Annotated in this window: 20 protein-coding genes; 3 read left to right on the top strand and 17 right to left on the bottom strand. The window is 71.0% G+C overall.

What is annotated here, in order from left to right; genetic code table 11:
* Window positions 1–41: 41 nt before the first annotated feature.
* Genes HFP15_RS02555 through HFP15_RS02510 form a run of 10 tightly spaced genes read right to left on the bottom strand, consistent with a single transcriptional unit; the run spans window position 42 to window position 10,287 of the window.
* Window positions 42–788, bottom strand: coding sequence for an SDR family NAD(P)-dependent oxidoreductase (locus HFP15_RS02555; protein WP_168510907.1), 747 nt, complete (start codon window positions 786–788; stop codon window positions 42–44).
* On the bottom strand, window positions 785–1,525 hold the full coding sequence (locus HFP15_RS02550) for an SDR family NAD(P)-dependent oxidoreductase (RefSeq protein WP_168510905.1): 741 nt from the start codon (window positions 1,523–1,525) through the stop codon (window positions 785–787). The genes HFP15_RS02555 and HFP15_RS02550 overlap by 4 nt, the downstream gene beginning before the upstream one ends.
* A complete protein-coding gene (locus HFP15_RS02545) occupies window positions 1,522–2,640 on the bottom strand; it encodes an alkene reductase (protein ID WP_246271255.1) in 1,119 nt (372 codons plus the stop codon). Before HFP15_RS02545 ends, HFP15_RS02550 begins: the two co-directional genes overlap by 4 nt.
* Entirely contained in the window at window positions 2,633–4,096 is a 1,464-nt protein-coding gene (locus HFP15_RS02540; protein ID WP_376768842.1) for an aldehyde dehydrogenase family protein, read from the bottom strand. The genes HFP15_RS02545 and HFP15_RS02540 overlap by 8 nt, the downstream gene beginning before the upstream one ends.
* A 39-nt stretch (window positions 4,097–4,135) precedes the next feature.
* The gene (locus tag HFP15_RS02535; RefSeq protein ID WP_168510901.1) at window positions 4,136–5,248 is read right to left on the bottom strand and encodes an NDMA-dependent alcohol dehydrogenase; all 1,113 of its coding nucleotides are present in this window, start codon (window positions 5,246–5,248) and stop codon (window positions 4,136–4,138) included.
* A 39-nt stretch (window positions 5,249–5,287) separates the two neighbouring features.
* Window positions 5,288–6,307 (bottom strand): ABC transporter permease, encoded by a 1,020-nt coding sequence (locus HFP15_RS02530; RefSeq protein WP_168510899.1) that lies wholly within the window; start codon window positions 6,305–6,307, stop codon window positions 5,288–5,290.
* Between the two features lie 41 nt (window positions 6,308–6,348).
* Window positions 6,349–7,884, bottom strand: coding sequence for a sugar ABC transporter ATP-binding protein (locus HFP15_RS02525; protein ID WP_168510897.1), 1,536 nt, complete (start codon window positions 7,882–7,884; stop codon window positions 6,349–6,351).
* Window positions 7,884–9,023, bottom strand: a complete 1,140-nt coding sequence (locus HFP15_RS02520; RefSeq protein WP_168510895.1) for a sugar ABC transporter substrate-binding protein — start codon at window positions 9,021–9,023, stop codon at window positions 7,884–7,886. Before HFP15_RS02520 ends, HFP15_RS02525 begins: the two co-directional genes overlap by 1 nt.
* Window positions 9,024–9,052: 29 nt before the next feature.
* A complete protein-coding gene (locus tag HFP15_RS02515; RefSeq protein WP_168510893.1) occupies window positions 9,053–9,916 on the bottom strand; it encodes an MBL fold metallo-hydrolase in 864 nt (287 codons plus the stop codon).
* Window positions 9,913–10,287, bottom strand: a complete 375-nt coding sequence (locus HFP15_RS02510) for a cupin domain-containing protein (protein ID WP_168510891.1) — start codon at window positions 10,285–10,287, stop codon at window positions 9,913–9,915. Before HFP15_RS02510 ends, HFP15_RS02515 begins: the two co-directional genes overlap by 4 nt.
* A 342-nt stretch (window positions 10,288–10,629) precedes the next feature.
* Between HFP15_RS02510 and HFP15_RS02505 the strand changes: the two genes are divergently transcribed.
* Window positions 10,630–11,286 (top strand): DUF4232 domain-containing protein, encoded by a 657-nt coding sequence (locus tag HFP15_RS02505; RefSeq protein ID WP_168510889.1) that lies wholly within the window; start codon window positions 10,630–10,632, stop codon window positions 11,284–11,286.
* Between the two features lie 126 nt (window positions 11,287–11,412).
* Here the strand turns inward: HFP15_RS02505 and HFP15_RS02500 are convergent, their stop codons facing one another.
* A complete protein-coding gene (locus HFP15_RS02500) occupies window positions 11,413–13,614 on the bottom strand; it encodes an FUSC family protein (protein ID WP_168510887.1) in 2,202 nt (733 codons plus the stop codon).
* Window positions 13,615–13,912: 298 nt separating this feature from the next.
* On the opposite strand from HFP15_RS02500, the gene HFP15_RS02495 reads away from it, so the two are divergent.
* Window positions 13,913–14,893 (top strand): Asp23/Gls24 family envelope stress response protein, encoded by a 981-nt coding sequence (locus HFP15_RS02495; protein ID WP_168510885.1) that lies wholly within the window; start codon window positions 13,913–13,915, stop codon window positions 14,891–14,893.
* A gap of 49 nt (window positions 14,894–14,942) precedes the next feature.
* Here the strand turns inward: HFP15_RS02495 and HFP15_RS02490 are convergent, their stop codons facing one another.
* Window positions 14,943–16,580: an ABC-F family ATP-binding cassette domain-containing protein gene (locus HFP15_RS02490; RefSeq protein WP_168510883.1), complete on the bottom strand. Its 1,638-nt coding sequence runs from the start codon at window positions 16,578–16,580 to the stop codon at window positions 14,943–14,945.
* A gap of 110 nt (window positions 16,581–16,690) precedes the next feature.
* Here HFP15_RS02490 and HFP15_RS02485 point away from each other — a divergent pair, with 110 nt between their 5' ends.
* Entirely contained in the window at window positions 16,691–17,338 is a 648-nt protein-coding gene (locus tag HFP15_RS02485) for a LysE family translocator (RefSeq protein WP_168510881.1), read from the top strand.
* Here the strand turns inward: HFP15_RS02485 and msrA are convergent, their stop codons facing one another.
* The 5 genes from msrA to otnK all read right to left on the bottom strand — a co-directional run bounded on the left by msrA (window position 17,339) and on the right by otnK (window position 21,149).
* The gene (gene msrA, locus HFP15_RS02480; RefSeq protein ID WP_168510880.1) at window positions 17,339–17,866 is read right to left on the bottom strand and encodes a peptide-methionine (S)-S-oxide reductase MsrA; all 528 of its coding nucleotides are present in this window, start codon (window positions 17,864–17,866) and stop codon (window positions 17,339–17,341) included.
* A 65-nt stretch (window positions 17,867–17,931) separates the two neighbouring features.
* Complete coding sequence (locus HFP15_RS02475) at window positions 17,932–18,456, bottom strand: 2'-5' RNA ligase family protein (RefSeq protein ID WP_168510878.1); 525 nt, start codon at window positions 18,454–18,456, stop codon at window positions 17,932–17,934.
* A 9-nt stretch (window positions 18,457–18,465) separates the two neighbouring features.
* Complete coding sequence (locus HFP15_RS02470; RefSeq protein WP_168510876.1) at window positions 18,466–19,275, bottom strand: DeoR/GlpR family DNA-binding transcription regulator; 810 nt, start codon at window positions 19,273–19,275, stop codon at window positions 18,466–18,468.
* A 24-nt stretch (window positions 19,276–19,299) separates the two neighbouring features.
* Window positions 19,300–19,938 (bottom strand): class II aldolase/adducin family protein, encoded by a 639-nt coding sequence (locus HFP15_RS02465; RefSeq protein WP_168510874.1) that lies wholly within the window; start codon window positions 19,936–19,938, stop codon window positions 19,300–19,302.
* Window positions 19,935–21,149: a 3-oxo-tetronate kinase gene (gene otnK / locus HFP15_RS02460; RefSeq protein ID WP_168510872.1), complete on the bottom strand. Its 1,215-nt coding sequence runs from the start codon at window positions 21,147–21,149 to the stop codon at window positions 19,935–19,937. Before otnK ends, HFP15_RS02465 begins: the two co-directional genes overlap by 4 nt.
* Window positions 21,150–21,197: the final 48 nt, after the last annotated feature.

Below are 21,197 nucleotides of genomic sequence, written 5' to 3'. Positions count from 1 at the left end.
GCGATTCTGTCATGGTGTGGATTTCCCGTCATGGACCGGGGTCAGGCGGTCGGCACCTTGGCCATCAGGCCGCCGTCCACCAGCAGTGAGGCCCCGGTGATGAACCGGGCGTCGGGCGAGGCCAGGAACGCGATCGCGGCGGCGACGTCGGCGGGGGTGCCCATCCGGCCCAGCGGCGCGGCGGCCGCGGCACCGGCGGCCGCGGCCGCCGGATCGTCCTGCGCGTCGAAGTAGCCTTCCAGGTTCGGGGTGCGGATGAAACCGGGGCACACGGCGTTGACCCGGATGCCGGCGGGCGCGCCGTCCAGCGCCATGGCCTTGGTCAGCGCGAGCACCGCACCCTTCGACGCGACGTAGGCGGCGTCCTGCGGGAACGCCGCGAACGATGCCGTCGAGGCCACCAGCACGATCGCTCCCCCGGCGGGCAGCATCGCGGGCCACAGGTGCCGGTTGAGGGTGTGGATGCCGGTCAGGTTGACGTCGAGCTGCCGGTGCCACTGTTCGGCGGTGAGCGAATCCAGCGAGCCGACGACCGTCTGGCCCGCCGCGTGCACCACGACCCCGGGCGGGCCGGTGCGGGCGAGCAGCTCCGGCAGCACGGTGTCCACTGTCGACGCGTCGGTGACGTCGAACGCGGCGGTGACCGCGTCCGGTCCGCATTCCGCGGCCGCCTTGTCCAAACGGGACTGATCCCGGCCCAGCAGCACCACCTTCGCGCCGTCCGCGGCGAGCCGGACCGCGGCCCCGCGGCCGATGCCCGAACTGGCCCCGGTCACGTAGGCGATCATGCCGCCCCCATGGGCAGCGCGGGCTCGCCCGCGGTCCAGCCACCGTCGACCGGCATGACCACGCCCGTCACCGCCGAAGCCGCGGGCGAGGCCAGGAACGCGATCACCGCGCCGATTTCCTCGGGCTGGAACATCCGCCCCAGCGGCACCCGGCGCGACACCGCGGCGTCGAGTTCCGGCGTCATCTGCTTGACCGCCATCGGGGTGAGGGTGAAGCCGGGGCACACGGCGTTGACCCGGATACCGGTCGCCGCCCAGTCGATCGCCATCGAACGGGTCAGTGCGGCGACGGCGCCCTTGGACGCCGAATACGCCGACTGGTGCGGCAGGCACACCAGTGCGGCCTGCGACGCGACGTTCACCACGGCGCCACGCGACTGCGCCAGCGCCGCGTGCAGCGCCTGGCTCGCGTTGACGATCCCGCCGACGTTGACGTCGAAGTTGCGCCGGAAATCCGCCGGATCGGTGTCCTCGACGGGAAGGTTCTCGGTGATGATTCCCGCGCAGTTGACCAGCGCGTCCACCCGGCCGTGCCGCGCGAGCACCGCGTCCGCGGCGGCGCGGACCGAGGCCACGTCGGTGAGGTCCACCGGATCCGATTCGGGTGTGCCGGACAGATCCCAGCCCACCACGGCCGCGCCCTGCGCGCGGAACACCTTGGCGGTGGCCTCGCCGATGCCCGAGGCGGCGCCGGTCACCACCACGACCTGCCCGGTCAATGGTCCCGCTGTGCTCACGATTGGCTCCTCTGCTCGTTCGTGCCGGGGTGGTCCGGGTAGTCGGTGTACCCGCGGTCGCCGCCGGTGTAAAAGGTCGACTCGTCCCATGCGGCCCGCGGCAGGCCGTGCCGCCAGCGGCGGACGAGATCGGGATTGGAGATGAACAGGCGGCCCACGCTGACCAGATCGGCCGCGCCCGAGGCGACGAGCGGCGAGACGTCCGCCAGTTCACTGGCGCCTTGGTAGCCGGTGTTGAGCACGTACGCCGTCGGCCAGCGGCGCCGCAGTTCCTGATGCAGCGGCGAGGATCGCCGGCGCAGGGTGTGCAGGTAGGCCGGGCGCAGCGGGGCCAGCGCGTCGGCCAGCGCGAGGTAGGTGTCCTCGTTTTCCTTGTCCCGCATGTCGTTGAACTGCCCACCGGGCGAGATGCGGATGCCGATCCGTTCGGCACCGATCTCCGCCGCGACTGCCTCGGTGACCTCGACGACGAACCGGGCGCGTGCGCTCGGCGAACCCCCGTAGGCGTCCTCGCGCTGGTTCGTGCCCGGGGAGAGGAACTGGTGCAGCAGATAGCCGTTGGCGGCGTGCAGTTCGACGCCGTCGAGACCGGCGCGGACGGCACGCACCGCCGCCTGCGCGAAGTCGCGCACCACCACCGCGATGCCTTCGCGGGTCAGTGCTTCGGGCACCGGGGCGGGCACCATCACCCCGTCCGCGCGCGCCACCTCGAGCTGGGCCGGTATCGCGCTGGGTGCCACGATCCGGGCGTCGGCGGGGATCAGGCTCTGGTGGCCGATGCGGCCGGTGTGCATGAGCTGGCAGAAAATCCGGCCGCCCGCGTCGTGCACCGCGTCGGCCACCTTCCGCCACGCTTGTTCCTGCCGGTCGTCGTGCATACCCGGGGTGCCGGGATAGCCCTTGGCCGCCGCGCTGGGCTGGGTGCCCTCGGTGACGATGAGCCCGGCGCAGGCCCGCTGCGCGTAGTACACGGCGGCCGAATCCGGCAGCACACCGGCGGGATCCGCGCGGTTGCGGGTCATCGGCGCCATCACGACCCGGTTGGCCAGTTCGAACGGTCCCAGCCGCACCGGATCGAAGACGGTGGCCGTCGTGGTCATCGTGCCCTCAGCCATCGATGTCCACGCAGACCGTTTTGACGTCGGTGTAGTCGTGCAGCACCTCGTGCCCCATCTCCCGGCCCCAGCCCGATTCCTTCATCCCGCCGAAGGGCATGCTCGGGTCGAACACGCCGTAGGTGTTGACCCACACGGTGCCCGCCCGCAGCCGGTTCGCCACCCGGTGGGCGGTGCCGACACGGCCCGTCCAGACGCCGGCCGCGAGCCCGTAGCGGGTGTCGTTGGCCGCGGCCACGACCTCGTCTTCGCTCGTGAACCGGTTCGCGACGACGACCGGGCCGAAGATCTCCTCGCGGGTGACCCGCGCGCCGGGGCCGGCGTCGGCGATCACCGTGGGCTCGACGAAGTAGCCGGCCTCGCCGATCCGGTTGCCGCCGGTCACGATCGTGCCTTCGGCCCGGCCCGCGTCGAGATAGGCGCTGACCCGGTCGAGATGTTCACGGCTGGCCAGCGGGCCGATCTCGGTCGCCGGATCGAAGCCGTCGCCCACCCGGATCCGCTTGGCCCGCTCGACCAGCCCGGCGACGAACTCGTCGTACACGCTGTCGTGGACATACAGCCGGGACCCGGCCGCGCACGCCTGCCCGGCGTTGAAGAAGATCGCATCCGACGAGCCCGCGATCGCTTTGTCCAGATCGGCGTCCGGGAACACGATGTTGGCGCTCTTGCCGCCGAGTTCCAGCGTCACGCGCTTGAGGTTTCCCCCTGCCGCGTCGAGGATCTTGCGTCCGGTGGCGGTGGATCCGGTGAAGGAGATCTTGTCCACGCCGGGATGCGCGGCCAGCGCCGCACCCGCGGTGGAGCCGTGGCCGGTGACGACGTTGAGCACACCGGGCGGGATGCCGGCTTCCAGCGCGAGCCGGGCCAGGCGCAGCGCCGACAGCGGGGTGGCTTCGGCGGGTTTGAGCACCACGGTGTTGCCCGCCGCGAGCGCGGGCGCGACCTTCCACGCGGTGATCACCAGCGGGAAGTTCCACGGCACGATGAGGCCGACCACGCCGAGTGGTTCCCGGCGCGTGTAGGTGTGGTACTGGCCGGGCGCCGAGATCGGGATGGTCTCGCCCTCGATCTTCGTCGCGTACCCGGACATGTAGTGGAAGAGACCGGCGGCCGAGGGCACGTCGGCCGCCTGCGCGATCGCGTACGGCTTGCCCTGGTCGAGGGTCTCGATCCGGGCCATCTCGGCGGCGTCGGCCAGCAGCAGATCACCGAGCCGCCACAACGCGGCCGCGCGTTCGTTCGGTTTCATCCTCGGCCACGGACCGTTTTCGAAGGCCGCCCGCGCGGCGGCCACGGCGCGGTCGACGTCGGCGGCGCCACCGCACGCGACGCTGGCGAAGACCTCGCCGGTCGCGGGGTCGACGCTGGGCAGCTCTGCCCCGTCGGCCGCGTCGAGCCACTGCCCGCCGATGTGCAGGCGGGTGTGCTCGACGGGCCGGGTCCGTTCGTTCACGGCGGTCAAGGGATCTCCTTGGAGTGAAGGGGAAATTCGTCAGTGGCGGTGCACGAGGACGCCGCGGATGTTGCGGCCGGCGTGCATGTCCTCGACCGCCTGGTTGATGTCGTCCAACGAGTACCGCCGCGTCACCAGTTCATCGAGCTTGATGCTGCCGTTGCGGTACATCGCCAGCAGGCGGGGAATGTCCGCGGTCGGGTTGCAGTCGCCGTACATGACGCCCTTGATGGACTTGGCGAAGTTGGTGAGGTCCTGCGGGCTCACGGCCAGGTGCAGATCGGAGGAACCGACCGACACCAGCACGCACCGCCCGGCCTTGCCGACGGCGGCGAACGCCTCGCCGATGATGTCGCCGTCGACGCGCCCGACGGTCACGATCGCGACGTCCACGCCCTGCCCGTTGGTGAGGCTGTCGATGAGCGGCCGGGCCTGCCCGATCGAGCCGAACGCCGCGGTGGCGCCGAAGTCGGCGGCCCGTTCCTGCTTGTACGCCACGGGATCCACGACGATCACGTGGTCGGCACCCGCGTGCCGGGCGCCCTGCACGGCGTTCGCGCCGACGCCGCCGAGCCCGCAGACGAGCACGACGTCGCCCGCGTGGACGGGCCCGCCGTTGACCGCAGCGCCGTAGCCGGTGGCCACACCGCAGGACACCAGGCAGGCCAGTTCGAACGGGATGTCGTCGGGCACCTTCACGGCCTGCGATTCGTGACAGACCAGGTAGTTCGCGAACGTGCCCAGCCGGGTCACGCCACCGACGTCGCTGCCGTCGGCGGCGTGGAACCGGGCGGTGCCGTCCATGGCGCGGCCGTGCTCCATCCCGGCGCCGTTGTCGCAGATGTACTGCTTGCCCTGTGCGCAGTAACGGCACGTGCCACACGCCGGGATGAACAGCGTCGCGACGTGGTCACCGGGCTTGACCCTGGTCACCTTCGACCCGACGCGCTCCACGATGCCCGCGCCCTCGTGCCCGCCGACCATGGGCAGGTCGACGGCGAGATCGCCGGTGACGAAGTGGTCGTCGGAGTGGCACAGGCCGCTGGCCATGACCTTGATCAGCACCTCGCTGTCGCCGGGTTCGTCGACCTCGAGATCGCACACCTCCCATTTCGCGCCGATCTGGTGGATGACGGCTCCGCGTGCCTTCATGGGCTGGCTCCTTGTCGTTGGCGGGATTGGTGAAACCGGTCAGGCGTCGGCGGCTTCGGCGCGGCGTTTGCGCTCGCCGCGGGTGCGCACGAGCTTCGCGGCGATCACCGCGACGACCAGCGCGCCGCCGTAGAACAGCTGCTGCACGTACTGCTGGGCGCCGAGCAGCTGCAGGCCGGTGATGCCGGTGACCAGGAAGTAGACGGCGATCAACGTGCCCCACGGGTTGAACCGGCCGATGCGCAGCACGGTCGAGCCGAGGAACGCCGCGGCGAACGCGGGCAGCAGGAACGAGGCACCCGACACCGGATCGGCGCTTGCCGTTGTCCCGGCGTAGACGACTCCCGCGAGCCCCGCGGTGCCGGCGGAGATGATCAGCGCGCGCCAGCGCAGCCGCGCCACGTTGACCCCGTTGAGACGGGCCACGTCGTGGCTCTGGCCGACGAACAGCAACCGCTGCCCGAACGCGGTGTGGTCGAAGACGTACCAGGCGATCGCGCACAACGCGAGCGCGTAGAAGAACCCGACCGGGATCGCCAGGAACGGCTGGGTGAGCACCGCGTCCGACAGCGAGCGGTCCACGCCGCTGATCGTCGCCGAGTTCGACAGCAGGTAGATCAGTCCCTGCACGACGGTGCCCATGCCCAGCGTCACGATGAACGGGTTGATCTCGAACACCGTCACGATCAGGCCGTTGACGAATCCCACCGCCAGACTGGCCAGGATCGCGACCAGTACCGCGAGCCAGATTCCCCAGCCGTGCTGTGCGTTGAGCACCGCGACGACCACAGTGGACAGATTCAGGGTGGAGGCCACCGACAGGTCGTAGTCGCCCGCCCGCAGCGGATACAGCAACCCGATGGCCAATATCAGCAGCACGACCTGTGAGGCCAGCATGTTCGACACGTTCGCCGTCGTCGGGAACGTGTCCGGGACGATGAGGCTGAACGCGATGATCAGCACGACCCACACCCCGAGCAACGCGAAACGCTCGGGTTCGGCCTGCTTCTTCCCGGTGCGGCGGCCTCGCCGCGACGTGTCGGCGGGACGCGTGCTCACGGCCGCGTTTTCCTTGTCGGTACGTTCTTTCTGGGTAGCACTCACGACGCTTCCTCCGCGTAGACGGCGGACGCCAGCACGTCCTTGGTGATGTCGGCACCGGTGATCTCGGCGCTGATCCGGCCGCCGTCGAGCACGATGACCCGGTCGGCCATCTCGACCAGTTGCTCGTAGTCCGAGGTGGCGCACAGCACGCCCATCCCCTTGGCCACGGCGGAGCGGATGAGGGTGAAGATCTCGCGCCGCGCGCCGACGTCGACGCCCTGGGTGGGCTCGGCGAGCAGCATCACCTTCGGCTCGGTGTCCATCCACTTGCCCAGCAGCGCTTTCTGCTGGTTGCCGCCGCTGAGGTGACCGAACAACGCCCTCGGGTTGGCGGGCAGCACGCCGAGCCGGTCGCAGGTGTCCTGTGTACGGCGGCGCAGGCCACGCCAGTCGACCGACAGGCCGCGTGCCCGCCCGGCGAGGAACGGCAGCGACATGTTCTCCAGCACGCTCAGTTCCAGCGCGCCGCCCTGTCCCTTGCGGTCGGCGGGAATGAGCACGACCCCGTTGGCCATCGACCGCGCGGGGCTGGGCCGGGACATTTCCCGCCCGCCGTGCTCGACCGTGCCCGCCGCCGCGGGCCGGGCGCCGAACAGCAGTTCGGGCAGTTCCTCGAAACCGGACCCTGCCAGCCCGGTCACCCCGACCACCTCGCCCTCGAACAGGTCGAGGTCCAGCTCCCGCACGCGGCTGCCGCGCAGTCCGCGCGCGGCGAGCACCGCGGGCCGGTCCCGGTGCACCGTCGCGCTGCCCTTCGGCACGTGTTCGTCGCGGGTGCCGAGGATGAGCTGCACCAGATCGTCACGCGTCGAGCCGGCCGTGGTGCGGGTGCCGGCCATGGTTCCGTTGCGGAACACCGTGACCCGGTCGGTCACCTCGAGGATCTCGTCGAGATCGTGGGAGACCAGCAGCACCGCGTCGCCGCGGTCGCGCAACCGGCGCAGCAGGTCGAACAGCAGCCCGACCTCGTGCCGCGGCAGGAACACGGTCGGCTCGTCGAGGATCAGGATCTGGCCCGAACCGTCCGAGCTCAGCTCCTGCGCCCCGACCGCCCGCACCACCGCGACCATGGCGCGCTGCACCGGCGAGAGCGTGTCGATCGCGGCGTCCGGGTCGACCTCGATCTCGAACCGGTCCAGCAGATCGCCGACCCGGCGCCGCTCGGCGCGCCAGTTGACCCGCCGCCAGCCCGCGGCACCGCCGCAGGAGTCCAGCGCCACGTGCTCCAGCACCGTGCCCGCCCCGGCGAGGCCGAGGTCCTGGTGCACGAAGCCGAGCCCGTGATCGCGCAACCCGCGGGGCCCGAAGGGGCTGCGCACCGTGCGCCCGCCGACCGTCACCGTGCCGGCGTCGGCCTCGTGGAATCCGGCGAGGATCTTGATCAGGGTCGACTTGCCGCTGCCGTTCGCGCCGAGCAGGCCGTGCACCTCGCCCGCGCGCACGTCGAGGTCGACGCCGCGCAGCGCGGGCACCCCGCTGAACGCCTTGGCCAGCCCCGACACGGCCAGCAGCGGTGGCGCGTCCGTGGTCATCAGGCCAGGCCCCACAGCTGCAGGAAGGCACCGGCGTACTTGTCACCGAAACCCTTGCCGCTCGCGGGCGGGTTACCGGTGTCGGCGACGTTGGACGAGTCGATGACGCGGACCGGACCGGATTCGGCGGGCACCGGCGGCGCACCGAGCATCGCGCGGAAGGTGACGTCGAGGTTGACGTAGGCGACCCAGTCCGGGTTCTCGGCGACGTCCATCGCGACCTGGCCGTTCTGCACCATCGCCAGGATCGACGGGGTTCCGTTGAAGGTGTAGACGGGGACGTTGCGGTTGGCCGCCGCCTGCTTGATGCCCGGCGCGGCGTAGAGCGACATCGAGTCGTAGATCGGCAGTACCGCGTTGATGTTGGGGTTCTTCAGCAGCGCCGACTGGACCTGTCCCTGGATCTGCTGGGACCACTGGGGAACCGCGACGTTGATGACGGTCGCGTCCGAGCCCGCAGGTGCCTCGTCGGTCAGCGCTTTCTGAATGGTGTCGACCATGCCCTTCGACGGACCGGTCTCCGAGGACTGGATCACCAGCGCGTGCACCGGTGCGCCCTTCTGCGCGCCGGTCGCGGCGAGCGCCATCAGCCGGGCCGCCTCGTTGAACGGTGCGAACGCCTCGTACTTCACGCCCGCGCTGACCGGGCTGCCCTTGTCGGAGATGTGCAGCGGCACGACCGGGATGCCCGCCTTGGTGGCGGCGTCGATCTGCGGGCCGAGCGTCGAGGGCAGCGGCCCGTTCAGCAGGATCGCGCCCGCACCGGCGTTGATCGCCTGGCTGATGCCCTGCTGGTAGGAGGTCTGCGTACCGTCGGAGGGGAAGGTGACGTAGTTGACGCCGGCCTTGGCGGCGATGTTCTTCATGGCGGCTTCGCCCGCCTGGTAGAACTCGGCCTTGCTGTCGATCGGGATGCTGTAGATCGTCTTGCCGCGCAACGATCCCACGGCGATCGGGGCGCCGAGGTTGTCCGCGGCGGGTACGGCCTTGGCCGCGTCCACGACCTGTTGTGCCGCCTGTGCCTTCTGAGTTCCCTCAGGGGTGGTCGCGGCGGTGCCGGAACCGCTCTTGCAGGCGGTCAGCGCGCAGAGCGTCAGGGCGGCCGCCGTGAACGCGACGCCGAATTTGGTGATGCGCATGAGTTTCTCCGTGTCCGTATCGGGCGCAGTTATCGCGAAGAAAGGTCCGGCCTCTCGAGGAGGTCGGCGTGGATGCGGGCGATGGAGCGCCGCTGGAACATCTCGATGAGATCGTCGGGGTAGCCGACGTAGTCGTCGGTGTCGACGTGGATGTTGTCGACGAACCGGATTTCCGCGCTTGCCTGGTCGCTGTCCTCGCCGCGGCGGATGGCCTCGGCCACCTGCCCCACGACGTCACGTCCCCACTCGCGGTAGCGGTCGAGGACGTCCCGGCCGGCTACCTCGCCGTGTCCGGGCACCAGGAACTCGAAGTCGTAGCCGGCGACCTTGTCGATGGCGTCGAACCAGTCGGCGACCCGGCAGTCCTGAAAGGACGGTAGCCCGGCCTCGCAGACGATGTCGCCGGTGAAGACGACGCCGTCCTCGGGCAGGTAGGCGATCAGGCTGTTCGCGGTGTGGCCGGGCTGGAAGGTCAGTTCCAGGTGGACGTCGCCGAGGTGCAGGTCGAGCTGGTCGTTGAAGACCACGGTGGGCACCCGGACCCGGTACTCGTCGAGCAGTGCCACCGCGGCGGGATCGATGCGGGCGAACAGTTTCGCCAGGTAGTCGTGGTCGGGGGCGTCGTGCAGCAGCCGCTCCCGGGTGCCACGGTGCGACACGACTTCGCCGCCCATCCAGTAGTTGCCGATGGTGTGGTCGGGATGGTGATCGGTGTTGACGACGAACCGCGTGTCGCCGAGCTGGTCGGCGGTCTTGCGCCACGCGATCGCGTCGGTCGGCCGGTGCGGGGTGTCCACGAGCGCGAGCCCGTGTTTGCCGGTGATGATCGAGTTGTTGCTGCCAAGGTGCGCCGTCTCGACGTGCACGTGCGGGCTGATCTGGCGCACGGTCATGCCTGCACCGCCGGCATGGACGGGCCGCCGAGGAACCCGACCAGGTTCTCCACCCGCGAGGGCGAGAACACCTCGATGAAGGTCGCCTCGCCCTCGATGCTGTGGCCCGAATGCTCCACGCCACGCGGGATCACGACGACGTCGCCCTCCTCCAGCACGGTTTTCTCACCGGCGACGGTGAAGGAGATGCGGCCGCTCGTGATGACCATGGCCTGCTCGGCGTCGGGATGGGTGTGCGCGGGCAGGTCGGTCGGATGCACCCACCGGATGCGGTTGAGCCCCATCTCCTTGCCCGTGACGGCGGTGCGGAAGTTGCCCGCCAGCACCTCTCGTTCGGGAAGGTCGGACCAGCTGGCCCAGTAGCTGCACATTGATGTCACGGCTCCCTTGCTTCACCGCCGGCCCGCGCGTCCGGTCCTTATGACTCGGGTCACGCTAAGGTGCGGCACTGACAACTGTCAACAGTTATCAGAGCGGCGTAACCGGTCCTTCACAATCGAGCCGAATGCCGTGGCTGGCCGGAAATATGCGGAGTTTTGGGGGATCCAGTGGGACGTTGGCGGACGGGGGCGATTTGGCGGGGCCTGTGACCTGAGTCACCGCGAGTACACCTTGATCGCCCGTGACCGTCTCACGATGTATAGACCAATCACGTTGACCACAACCGGCCGGCATGAGCGTCTACATCAGGCGATCAACGAGGGGGAATTTTGATGGCACGCAACAGGATCGCGCGACTCACCATCGGCGCCGCGGCGATCGCCGCGGCCTCCGCCATCGGGGCGTGCGGAAGCACGACCGGGGCCGCGTCCGCACCGGCGCAGGCGAGTACGAATACCGCCGTGACCCCGGCGAGTGAGGCCGCCCCGACACAGACGGCCGCCGCGCAGACGCGCACGACCGCGCCGGGCAACGCCACGCCACGGTGCGGCACCGCCGATCTCGCGGTCTCGCTCGGCGCGCCGGTGGAGTCTCGGCAGGCTCCCGGCCAGTTCGACGTCCCGCTCACCTTCCGCAACACGTCTTCGCACGACTGCGGGCTCTACGGCGTACCGGGCGTCGACCTCATCGGCCCCGACGACCCGAACGGCCCCGTGTATCACCTGACGCGCATCGACAACGGTGTGCGGCACAACGTGGTCACACCGGGCAAGACCGCCACAGCCACGATCACCGTCCTTACCAACACCCCGGGATCGGTCGGCAGCGACGGATCCACCAACTGGGTTCCGACCACGGTCAAGACCATCCCACCCGGGCAGACCACGCCCCTGACCGCGCAGTGGCCCGCGGGCCTGACGGTGCTGCGCCAGGACGCGGCCACGCACCCGGGCAGCTACGTCAACGGAGTCCTCGCCGACCCGGCCTGACACGGCCGGCGGTCGCGGTGATCGCGCCCTCGTGGGCCGGCACCGCGGCCCGGACGACGGACAAGCCGAGTCCCGCACCGGAGGAACGCGTGCGCTCCTCCCCTGTGTGCCGGGGCGTGTGCGGGGTCACCGCCACCACGGGCGGTGCCGCAGTTCGGCGACGAGCGTCGCCGGACCCACCAGTTCCCGCAGCCGCTCCATCAGATGCCGCAGGTGCTCGCCCACCCACAACGCGCAGGACAGGTCCGCCTCGGTCGCCCCGGCCGAGCGTGGGTCGCGGAACTCCGGCGGCGTCAGCATCGGTACCGCGCCGTGATCGGTACGGTCCAGGCGGGACGCCAGATGGTCGTACCACGCGGCGAGTTGCCCGGCCTGATCGGAGAGCTGGGTGCGGAACCGATCCGGCTCCGCCTCCGGATTCGGCAGTCCCGCAAGGGAATACGCGGTCAGCCGCGCCCGCAGCGTGCCGGACACGAGCCGCCACAGGTCTTCCTTCGGCATGCGTTTGGTGCCCTGCTCGGCGAGGAATCCACGGAGCGCGTCGTCGAGGCGCACCCCGGCGGCGATCGCCATGCCCGGCCGGGGCGCCGCGGTGCGCAGCCCGAGCGCCCAGTCCACCGACTCGGCCAGATACCGCCCGCCCGCCCGCAACGCGTCGGCGATGTCGTCGGCGACCACCGAAGCCGCCCCACGCGGCCAGAACACCATCCCGACGACAAGGCTGACCGCGCACCCGAGGGCCACGTCCTCGATCCGGACCACACCGATCGCCCAGCCTGCCGGGACGAGCAGGTTGAACAGCACCGAGACGACGACCGTGAACGCCGCCTGTCCCGCCGCGAACGGCAGCGCTCCCGGAGCGTAGGCGGCCACGAGCACCGCAACGGGCAGCGCGATCCACAGTGCGGCCGCGCCGGTACCGATCACCAGCAACAGCGCCGCACCGAGCACGAACCCGATCGCGGTGCCGAGCAGTGCCCGCAACGCCGTCGCGCCCGTAGCCGCGGCGCTGGTCCGAAGCACCGACAAAGTGCCGAGGACGACCCAGAATCCGTGCTCGACACCGGTGAGGTCCGCGACGGCGATCGCCGCCGCGAGCGCGAGCGCGCCGCGCATGCTGTTGAGGAACCACACCGAGCGCAGACTCGCGTGCCGCGACACGACAGCCGCCGCGGCGGCCGGCCCGGTCAGGTGCCGCCGGCCGGTCGCCTCGGCGTCGAAGGTCTCGCCGTACCACCGCCGCCGTGAGCCGGACACCGTCGACGGGTCGGCGCGATCGGCGGCGATGAGCGCGTCGGTCATCGCCGTGTGTGCCGCGACCGCCGCGGTCCTGGCGTGGAAGGACAGGTGCACGGCGTCGGCGTATCCGTCGCCGGAACTGTTGAGCCGCCGCAGATAGCCGACGCTTTCGGCGAGCCGGCGCTCCAGCGGTTCGAGGTCGACCTCCACCTCGTCACCGTCGAGCAGTGCACCGACGTCGCGCAGCACGACCGCGGTCTCGGCGAGCAGTTTCCGCTCCACGTCGGGGATCGTGGCGAGGTCGCGGTACTCGGAGAGGCTGTCGGCGATCAGGACCGCGCACCATTCGAGGAGCCCGACGAGACTGTCGATGGCCTGGTCCGCGGTCTCCAGCCCGGTGGGCCGGTACGGGGTCGAGGTGAACGTGGTGAGCAGTTCGTGCTTGGCCTCGGTCGAGGCGGTGCGGCAGTCCTTCGCGGGCCCGCCGCTCAGCGCCGCGTCGAGCTGATCCGCCAGTGTCCGTGCGCAGCGGGCCGCCGCGTCGCGGAGGGCGAAACCCCGTGGGCGCGGCGAAAAGGCGAGGACCGCGAGGGTGCCCGCCACCGAGGCCAGCCACCAGCCCGCGAGCCGGGCGGGGATCATGTCGAGCGTGCCGGGCGAGGCCGCGGGCAGCACGTAGGCGAGCAACGCGGCGGTGGCGCCGGAGGCCGCGTTCGGCCCGATCACTCCGGCGAAGAGCACCGCGAAGGCGACCGGGACGGTGAGCAGCGAGGCCAGCAGGACCGAGGAGTTCACCGCCGTGCCGATCACGACGAGCACGCTGCCCGCGAGCGCCAGTCCGAGATGCGCGCGTACCTTGTGCTGCCACCGTCCGCCGAACGCGGCGAGCACGAGCGTGGCGAAGCCGCCGAACGCGGCGAAGGTGGCGATCTGCAGGTCGCCGATGACCGCGTACCCCAGTGCGAACAGGCCGGGCACGACCACGGTGGCCCGCACGGCGCGCATCGCCGCGGCGGGTGACCAGACCGGCCGCCAGGACAGCGCGGGCAGCCGTGACGGCCGGGCTTGCACTACCGGACCTCTGGTCATCGGATGAGCATAGGACCGGATTCCTGCCGTGCCGAGCGAACACGCGATGCGGGCGGCGGGCGCGGCGCCGTCGGCTCGCACCGTGCCGGGTTGAACTCTTGACGAACGGGGCGGGAAGACTCGGCGGCGGGCAGCCGTGCGGAGTCTGTCGCAGGCTCGATACCTGTTGGGACACAACGAAATCTCGAAACCGAAAGCACGTGACCGGGATCACCGGCGCGGCCCTATCATGGCGCCCGTCCGCTCTCCTCCCCCAACCCATCGGCGCCTGAAAAGGGGAAACAGAACCATGTCCGACGTGATCAACAGTATCTTCGGCCGCGGCAAATCCGACGTTTCGCACACCGGCGGCTACCCCGCGACCGGGGCTGCCGCGATCAAGGAGGTCGTCATCGAGGCCGACGACCGAGTCACCGGCGACGAAGCCCCCGAGAGCGAAGCCGTTCCCCCCGAGGGGAGTGTTGGGGAGGCCGCCGTCGAGGAGGCCGCGGACGACGGCGCCTGGGAGGCGCCTGCCGAGGATTCGGATGAGGCCGTCGCGATCACCGGCACCGAGGATTCCGGGGACGCGGCCGCGGAGGCCGATGAGGCCACGGCTTCCGGCGAGGATGTTGCCGAGGACGCCGACGAGGCGCCCATCGAGAGCGCAGCCACCGGCAGCGTGGACGAAGCGGGCGTCGCCGAGACCGATGAGGACCCGGCGGAGGCCGATGAGGCCGGACCGGCCACCACGGACGCCGAGGACACCGACCCGGCCGCCGCCGCGGACGAACCGGACACCGCCCGGGCCGAGCCCGCCGCCGCCGAAGCCACCACCCTCGAAGCCGAAGCCACCGACACCACCGCCGAGCCCATCGCTCCCGCCGCCGAGACCACCGAGACCACCGAGACCACCGACCCCGAAGCCGACACCACCGCCGCCGAGACCACCACCCCCGGAGCCATCACTCCCGAGACCGCCGACACCGGAGCTCGCCCGGCTGCCGGTGGCCGCGGCAGCACCACCGTCCGGGACGGCGTCGTCACCAAGCTGGTCACCGTCGTGGCCGGCAAGATCGACGGGGTGCACGCCCTTGCCGACGAAGGCATCACTGTCGAGGTCGTCGGCGGCGTCGCCACCATCGCGGTGCCGTTGGTGATCGAGTTCGGCCACGCGGTCAAGGCGCTCGCCGAGCAGATCCGGATCAAGGTGGTCGAGGCCGTCGAGGACTTCCTCGGGCTCGACGTCGCCACAGTGGACGTCGACGTCACCGACATCCACGTGCCGGACCTCGCCTGATCCGAGTACGCCGGGGAGCCCGGATGCGCCGCACCCGGGCTCCCCGGCCTCACTTCTCGGTGACCTGGCCGTCCACCACGTCCAGGCGCCGGGTCACGTGCACCGCTTCGAGCATGCGACGGTCGTGGGTCACCAGCAGCAGCGTGCCGGGGTAACCGTCCAAAGCGGACTCGAGTTGTTCGATCGCGGGCAGGTCCAGGTGGTTGGTCGGCTCGTCGAGCACCAGCAGGTTCACGCCCCGCGCCTGCAGCAGCGCCAGCGCGGCACGGGTCCGCTCCCCCGGCGACAGGGTGGCCGCCGGGCGCAGCACGTGCGCGGCCTTGAGACCGAACTTCGCCAGCAGCGTCCGCACGTCCGCGTCGGCGAGCTCCGGAACCTCCCGCGCGAACGCCTGCACCAGCGGCAGATCGCCCAGGAACAGTCCGCGCGCCTGATCGATCTCGCCGACGACCACGCCGGGCCCGAGCGCCGCCGAACCCGAGTCCAGCGGAATCCGGCCGAGCAGAGCCGCCAGCAGCGTCGACTTCCCCGCACCGTTCGCCCCGGTGATGGCGACCTTGTCCGCCCAGTCGATCCGCAGATCGACGGGCCCGAGCGTGAACCCGTCACGCCGCACCACGGCATCCCGCAGGGTCGCCACGATCGCGCCTGCCCTCGGCGCCGCGGCGATCTCCATCCGCAGTTCCCATTCCTTGCGGGGTTCCTCGACGACGTCCAGCCGCTCGATCATACGGTCGGTCTGCCGGGCCTTCGCGGCCTGCTTTTCCGTTGCCTCGGCACGGAATTTGCGGCCCACCTTGTCGTTGTCGGAGGATTTGCGCCGGGCGTTGCGGACACCCTTTTCCAGCCAGTTGCGCTGCGTCCGCGCCCGTGTCTCCAGCGCGGCCCTGGTCCTGGCGTACTCCTCGTAGTCCTCCCGCGCGTGCCGCCGCGCGAAGGCACGTTCCTCCAAATAGGACTCGTACCCGCCGCCGTAGAGGTTGACCTGCCGCTGGTGCAGATCGAGCTCCAGCACGGCGTCGACGGTGCGGGCGAGGAACTCGCGGTCGTGGCTGACCAGCACGGTCGCCGCCCGCAGTCCGGTGACGAACCGTTCCAGTGTGGCCAGGCCGTCCAGGTCGAGGTCGTTGGTGGGCTCGTCGAGCAGGAACACGTCGTACCGGCTCAGCAGCAACGACGCCAGCCCGGCGCGCGCGGCCTGCCCGCCCGACAGGGCCGTCATCGGCTGGTCCAGGTCGACGGTCAGCCCCAGGTCCGCGGCGACCTCCCCCGCCCGCTCGTCGAGATCCGCGCCACCGAGGGCGAGCCAGTGATCGAGTGCGGTGGCGTAGCGGTCGTCGGCGCCCTCGGCCCCGGCGGCCAGCGCTTCGGTGACCGCGTCCAGTTCGGCTTGTGCCCGTGCCACTCCGGTGCGGCGAGCCAGGAAGGCGCGCACCGACTCCCCCGGCCTGCGTTCCGGCTCCTGCGGCAGATGCCCGACGGTCGCGCCCGGCGGATCGAGGCGCACCACACCCTGCTCGGGTTTGTGCAAGCCGGCCAGTATCCGCAGCAGCGTGGACTTGCCCGCGCCGTTGACGCCGACCAGCCCGACCACCTCGCCGGGTGCGACGACCATGTCGAGCCCCGCGAACAGCACCCGGTCGCCGTGCCCGGCCGCGAGGTCCTTCGCCGTCAGAGTCGCGCTCACCCGCACCATTGTCGACCATGACCGGGGCCTGCCCTGCGCCGGGCGTACACGGCCAGTTTCCGCGGATTGGCTATCGACGCGCCCGCCCGCGCCCGGCGATCCTGATCGTCATGGTGATCTCGATGGGGGCGGCGGCGGGCATGGCCGCGGCGGCGCTGGGCATGGTGCTCACGCCGGGGCCGAACATGATGTACCTGGTTTCGCGCAGCATCAGTCAGGGGCGCGTGGCCGGGCTGATCTCGCTCGGCGGCACGGCGGCCGGTTTCGTCGTGTACATGACGATGGCCAACGTCGGCCTTTCCGTCGTGTTCGTGGCCGCGCCCTGGCTCTATGTCGGTTTCAAGGCCGCCGGCGTGGCGTATCTGACCTATCTGGCGTGGAAGGCCCTCAAGCCCGGCGGGCGCGGGCTGTTCGAACCTGAGGCGCTGCAACGGGATTCGGCCACCAAGCTCTTCCGGATGGGCCTGGTCACCAACCTGCTCAACCCGAAGGCCGCGATCATCTACCTCGCGCTGATCCCGCAGTTCATCGACCCGGCGCTGGGCAGCACCGCGGCACAGGGGTTCGTGCTCGGCGCGGTGCAGATCGCGGTCAGCGTGGCCGTCAACACGATGTTCATCCTCGCGGCCGGGACCGTCGCGAGCCTGATCGCGCGGCGTCCCTCGTTGGCGGTGTGGCAGCGCCGGATCACCGGCACGATGCTCGGCATCGTGGCGCTGCTGCTCGCCCGCGAGGTCCCGGCCAGGGCGCAGGCGTGATCAGGCTTCGATCACGTACTTCGCGAACGACTTGCGCACCTTGTTGACCTTGGGCAGTGCGACGGCGAGGCAGTAGCCCTGGCCGGGGTTCTTCGCGAAGAAGTCCTGGTGGTACTCCTCGGCGCGGTAGAAGGTGCCCAGCGGCTCCAGGGTGGTGACGATCTGGCCGTCCCACCAGCCCGCGGCGCGCTCGATAGCGGCCTCGAACTCGGCGCGCTGCTCGTCGTCGGCGTGGAACATCGCGGAGCGATACTGCGTGCCGACGTCGGCGCCCTGCCGGTTGAGCTGGCGTGGATCGTGCAGGGTGAAGAACACGTCGAGGATCACCTCGGCCGGGATGACGGTCTCGTCGAAGGTCACCTCCACCGCTTCCGCGTGCCCGGTGCGCCCGGTGCACACCAGCTCGTACGACGGGTCGGGCGCGTCGCCACCCGTGTAGCCGGACACCACGTCCTGCACTCCGCGCAGCGTGCGGTAGACCGCGTCCAGGCACCAGAAGCACCCACCCGCGAGCACGAAAGTCCGCATGTCATCTCCCCTTCCGATCGGCGTTCGTGTGCAAACCTCACCAGCAATGCTTTCATTCCACCCGGTCACGGCAGGTTGGGCACCGGCCATTGCTCGCCGGTGGCGCTGTTGATGACGGCCGCCCTGGTCACGTTCGCGGTGAGCGGGAAGACGTCGTAGGCGAGCGCGGCCACGGCGGGCAGTTCACGCAGGGACGCGCGCGGGGCGAGCGAGCAGTGCGGCAGCCAGCGGCCCGTCTCGTAGTGCTTGTGCACCAGCGCACCGGTGCCGCGGACCGCTTCGACGACGGCCTGCTGGCGCGCGACCAGGTCGACCGGGGCCGCCGGGATGAGCGACACGCGGCCTCGCGGGAACACGCCGACCGCCTCGAAGTGCACCTCGAACGGGCCTCCGCCGGGCAGCGCCTCGACGGCGGCACGGACCTTGCCGAGGTCCCAGTCCAGCAGCACGGCCAGCGACATGTGCGGGTGGTGCAGGCCGTGGGTGTGCGAGCGCAGCGTGGGCACACCGCGCTCCTCGACCCGGTCCCACAGGCCGCGCAGGGCACGGTCGGTCCGGTTGTCGAACAGCAGGCAGACCGCGAGCGCCATACCCCGACGTTAGGCCTCCAGCGTTTCGGCGCCGACGGTGGTCCGCTCCACGGTGATCCCGCACCGCGCCCGGATCTCGGCCGCGTCGCTTTCGGGCAGCCCGTCGTCGGTGATGACCAGGTCCAGTTCGTCCAGGCCGAGGATCCGGTACCGGCCGAACGTGCCGTACTTCGAACTCGCGGCGACCAGCACGGCGGTGGTGGCCGCCGCGACGGCGGCCTTCTTCGGTTCCACCTTGGACTCCGCCGGGATGGTGACGCCCCGCCGCAGATCCCACGAGGGGCTGGTCAGGAACGCGATGTCGAGCGAGAGCTCCCGCAGGGTCAGCGCCGGGATACGGCCGACGGTGGACTGGTTGCGCTTCTCGACCCTGCCGCCGAGGGTGATGATCTCGATCGACGGGTGGTCGAGGTAGGACGAGGCGATCACGAGATCGTTGGTCACCACGGTCAGGTCCTCGAAGTCCTGCAGGTACGGCCGCATCGCCTGCAGCGTGGTGCCCGCGTCGAGGTAGATGGTCATGGACTCGCGGACCAGCCCGGCGGCATGGCGTGCCATGGCGTCCTTCTGCGCGATGTCGGCGGCCGCCTTCTCGACGCGGGGCGGTTCGGTGGCCACCCTGGCCACGATCTTCGCGCCGCCCTGGGTGGCCACGACCTTGCCCTGGCGTTCGAGTTCGGCGATATCGCGGCGGATCGTCATGTGGCTGACCCCGACGAGCTTCGCCAGCTGCCGGTAGCTGAGCACGGAGTCGCGGCGCAGCTGCCCCAGGATGAGATCCCGCCGCTGCTCGGGGATGAGCGGCGGTGCTTCTGCCATCTCCGACCTCCTTGTCGCGTCAGTCTATCGAGCGGGTGTGTCCCAGGCGGTGCCGTTGCGCCCGGTCAGTTCGGCGATCGCGGCGGCTTCCAGTGTGCGGGGCCGCCTGCCGTCGGTGAGCAGCGCGATCCGGCAGGTCTCCTCCAGCTCGACCGCGGCGGTGAGCGCGTCGTCGAGGCTCGTGCCGCTGGTGACCTGCCCGTGGTTGGCGAGCAGGGCCGCACGGAACTCCAGCGGGTGCCCGGCGACGAGCGTGCCCAGTTCGGGGTCGCCGGGCGCACGGTACGGGATCAGCGGGGTCTGCCCGACGCGCATCACGAAGTAGGGGGTCAGCGGCGGCAGCGCACTCGCCTCGGACCACGGCGGCAGGCACGCCACGGCGACCGCGTGTGGCGAGTGGACGTGCACGGTCGCGGTGTGGCCGGGGTTGCGGGCGTACATGGCCAGGTGCACGGCGACCTCTTTGGACGGTCGCGGCCCGGCACGGTGGGTGCCGTCCGCGCCGACCTCCGCGATGTCCGCCGCGCGGAGCCTGCCGAGGTCGGCGCCGGTGCCGGTGATGAGGATCCGGTCGCCGTCCCGCATGCTGAGGTTCCCGCTCGTGCCCGGACTGATCCCGGCGGCGGCGAGCCGGTGCCCCGCGGCGACGAGTTCGTCGATCATCGCAGGGCCTCCCACGCGGTGGCGAACATCTCGGGCGTGCCGAAGTTGCCGGATTTCAGCGCGAGCGCGACGCGATCGCCGGTGCCGGTGGTGCCTTCCGCCCAGCACACGCCCGGCGAGATGGGGCTGCCGATGCGCAACGCGGTGACGCCGAGGCGGCCGACGACGGCGCCGGAGGTCTCCCCACCGGCGACGATGCACTGGGTGACGCCGCGCTCCACCGCCGTCGCGACGATCGTGGCCAGCGCGTTTTCCGTGCGTGCGGCCGTTTCCGGCCCGGACTGGACGTCGCCGGGGTCGCCGACCGAGTAGATCACCGGCACGCTGCCGGGGTCCTGCTCGCCGAACCAGTCCATGGTGGACCGGATCACCTCGCCGGGCCGGCCGGCCAGACCGGCCACGTCGAGACGCAGCGCCGGATGCCCGTGCGCGGTGGCGTAGGCGATCTGTTCCCGTGTGCGGGCCGACGCGCTGCCGCACACCACGAGGCGACGGCCCGGTCGCGCCTGCCAGGCCTGCGCCGGGTCACTGCCGCCCGTCGGGGCGCCGAGTGCGAGACCGGCGCCACCGGAGACCAGCACGTCGTCCGCCGTGGCCGCGGCGATCGCGGCGAGGTCGTCGTCGGTGATGGCGTCCAGAACCAGGTAGCGTTCGGCGGCATCGGCGACGGCCTGCGCGAGCCGTCCGGAGTGGACGGTGGTGAGATGGATCTCCCCGACGCCGTAGCGGGTCTGTGGCCGCAGGATCTCCGCGAGCCGCGAGCGGGTCATGGGTGTGAGCGGGTGGTGCCGCATCGGCGAGTTCTCCAGCAACTGGTCGCCGACGAACAGGTGCCCCAGGTAGACGGTGCGGCCGTTGGCGGGGAACGCGGGCACGACCACGACGTGCCGCGCGCCGGTCCGGTCGGCCAGCGCGTCGAGCACCGGGCCGATGTTGCCGCGGTCGGTGGAGTCGAAGGTCGAGCAGTACTTGAACACGAACCGCTCACAACCCGCGGCGCGCAGCCGGTCATAGGCGGTCACCGACGCCGCGACGGCCTCCTCGACCGGTGCCGTGCGGCTCTTCAGCGCGGCCACCACCACGTCGGCCCCCGCACCCGCCTGCCCCGCCGGATCGGTGAGCACCACCGGACGGTAGCCGCGGGAGGCGTAGGCGGTCGCGATGTCGGTCGCGCCGGTGAAGTCGTCGGCAATGACTCCGATCTTGGGCACTTCCCCTCCTGACCTGGCTGTTGTGATGAACTGTGAACATCTTAGATG

Origin of the sequence: Amycolatopsis acididurans (assembly GCF_012328925.1) — a bacterium.
Taxonomy (GTDB): Bacteria; Actinomycetota; Actinomycetes; order Mycobacteriales; family Pseudonocardiaceae; genus Amycolatopsis_E; species Amycolatopsis_E acididurans.
The sequence above is the reverse complement of the archived record's forward strand: the minus strand, read 5'-3'. Positions and strand labels throughout refer to the sequence as shown.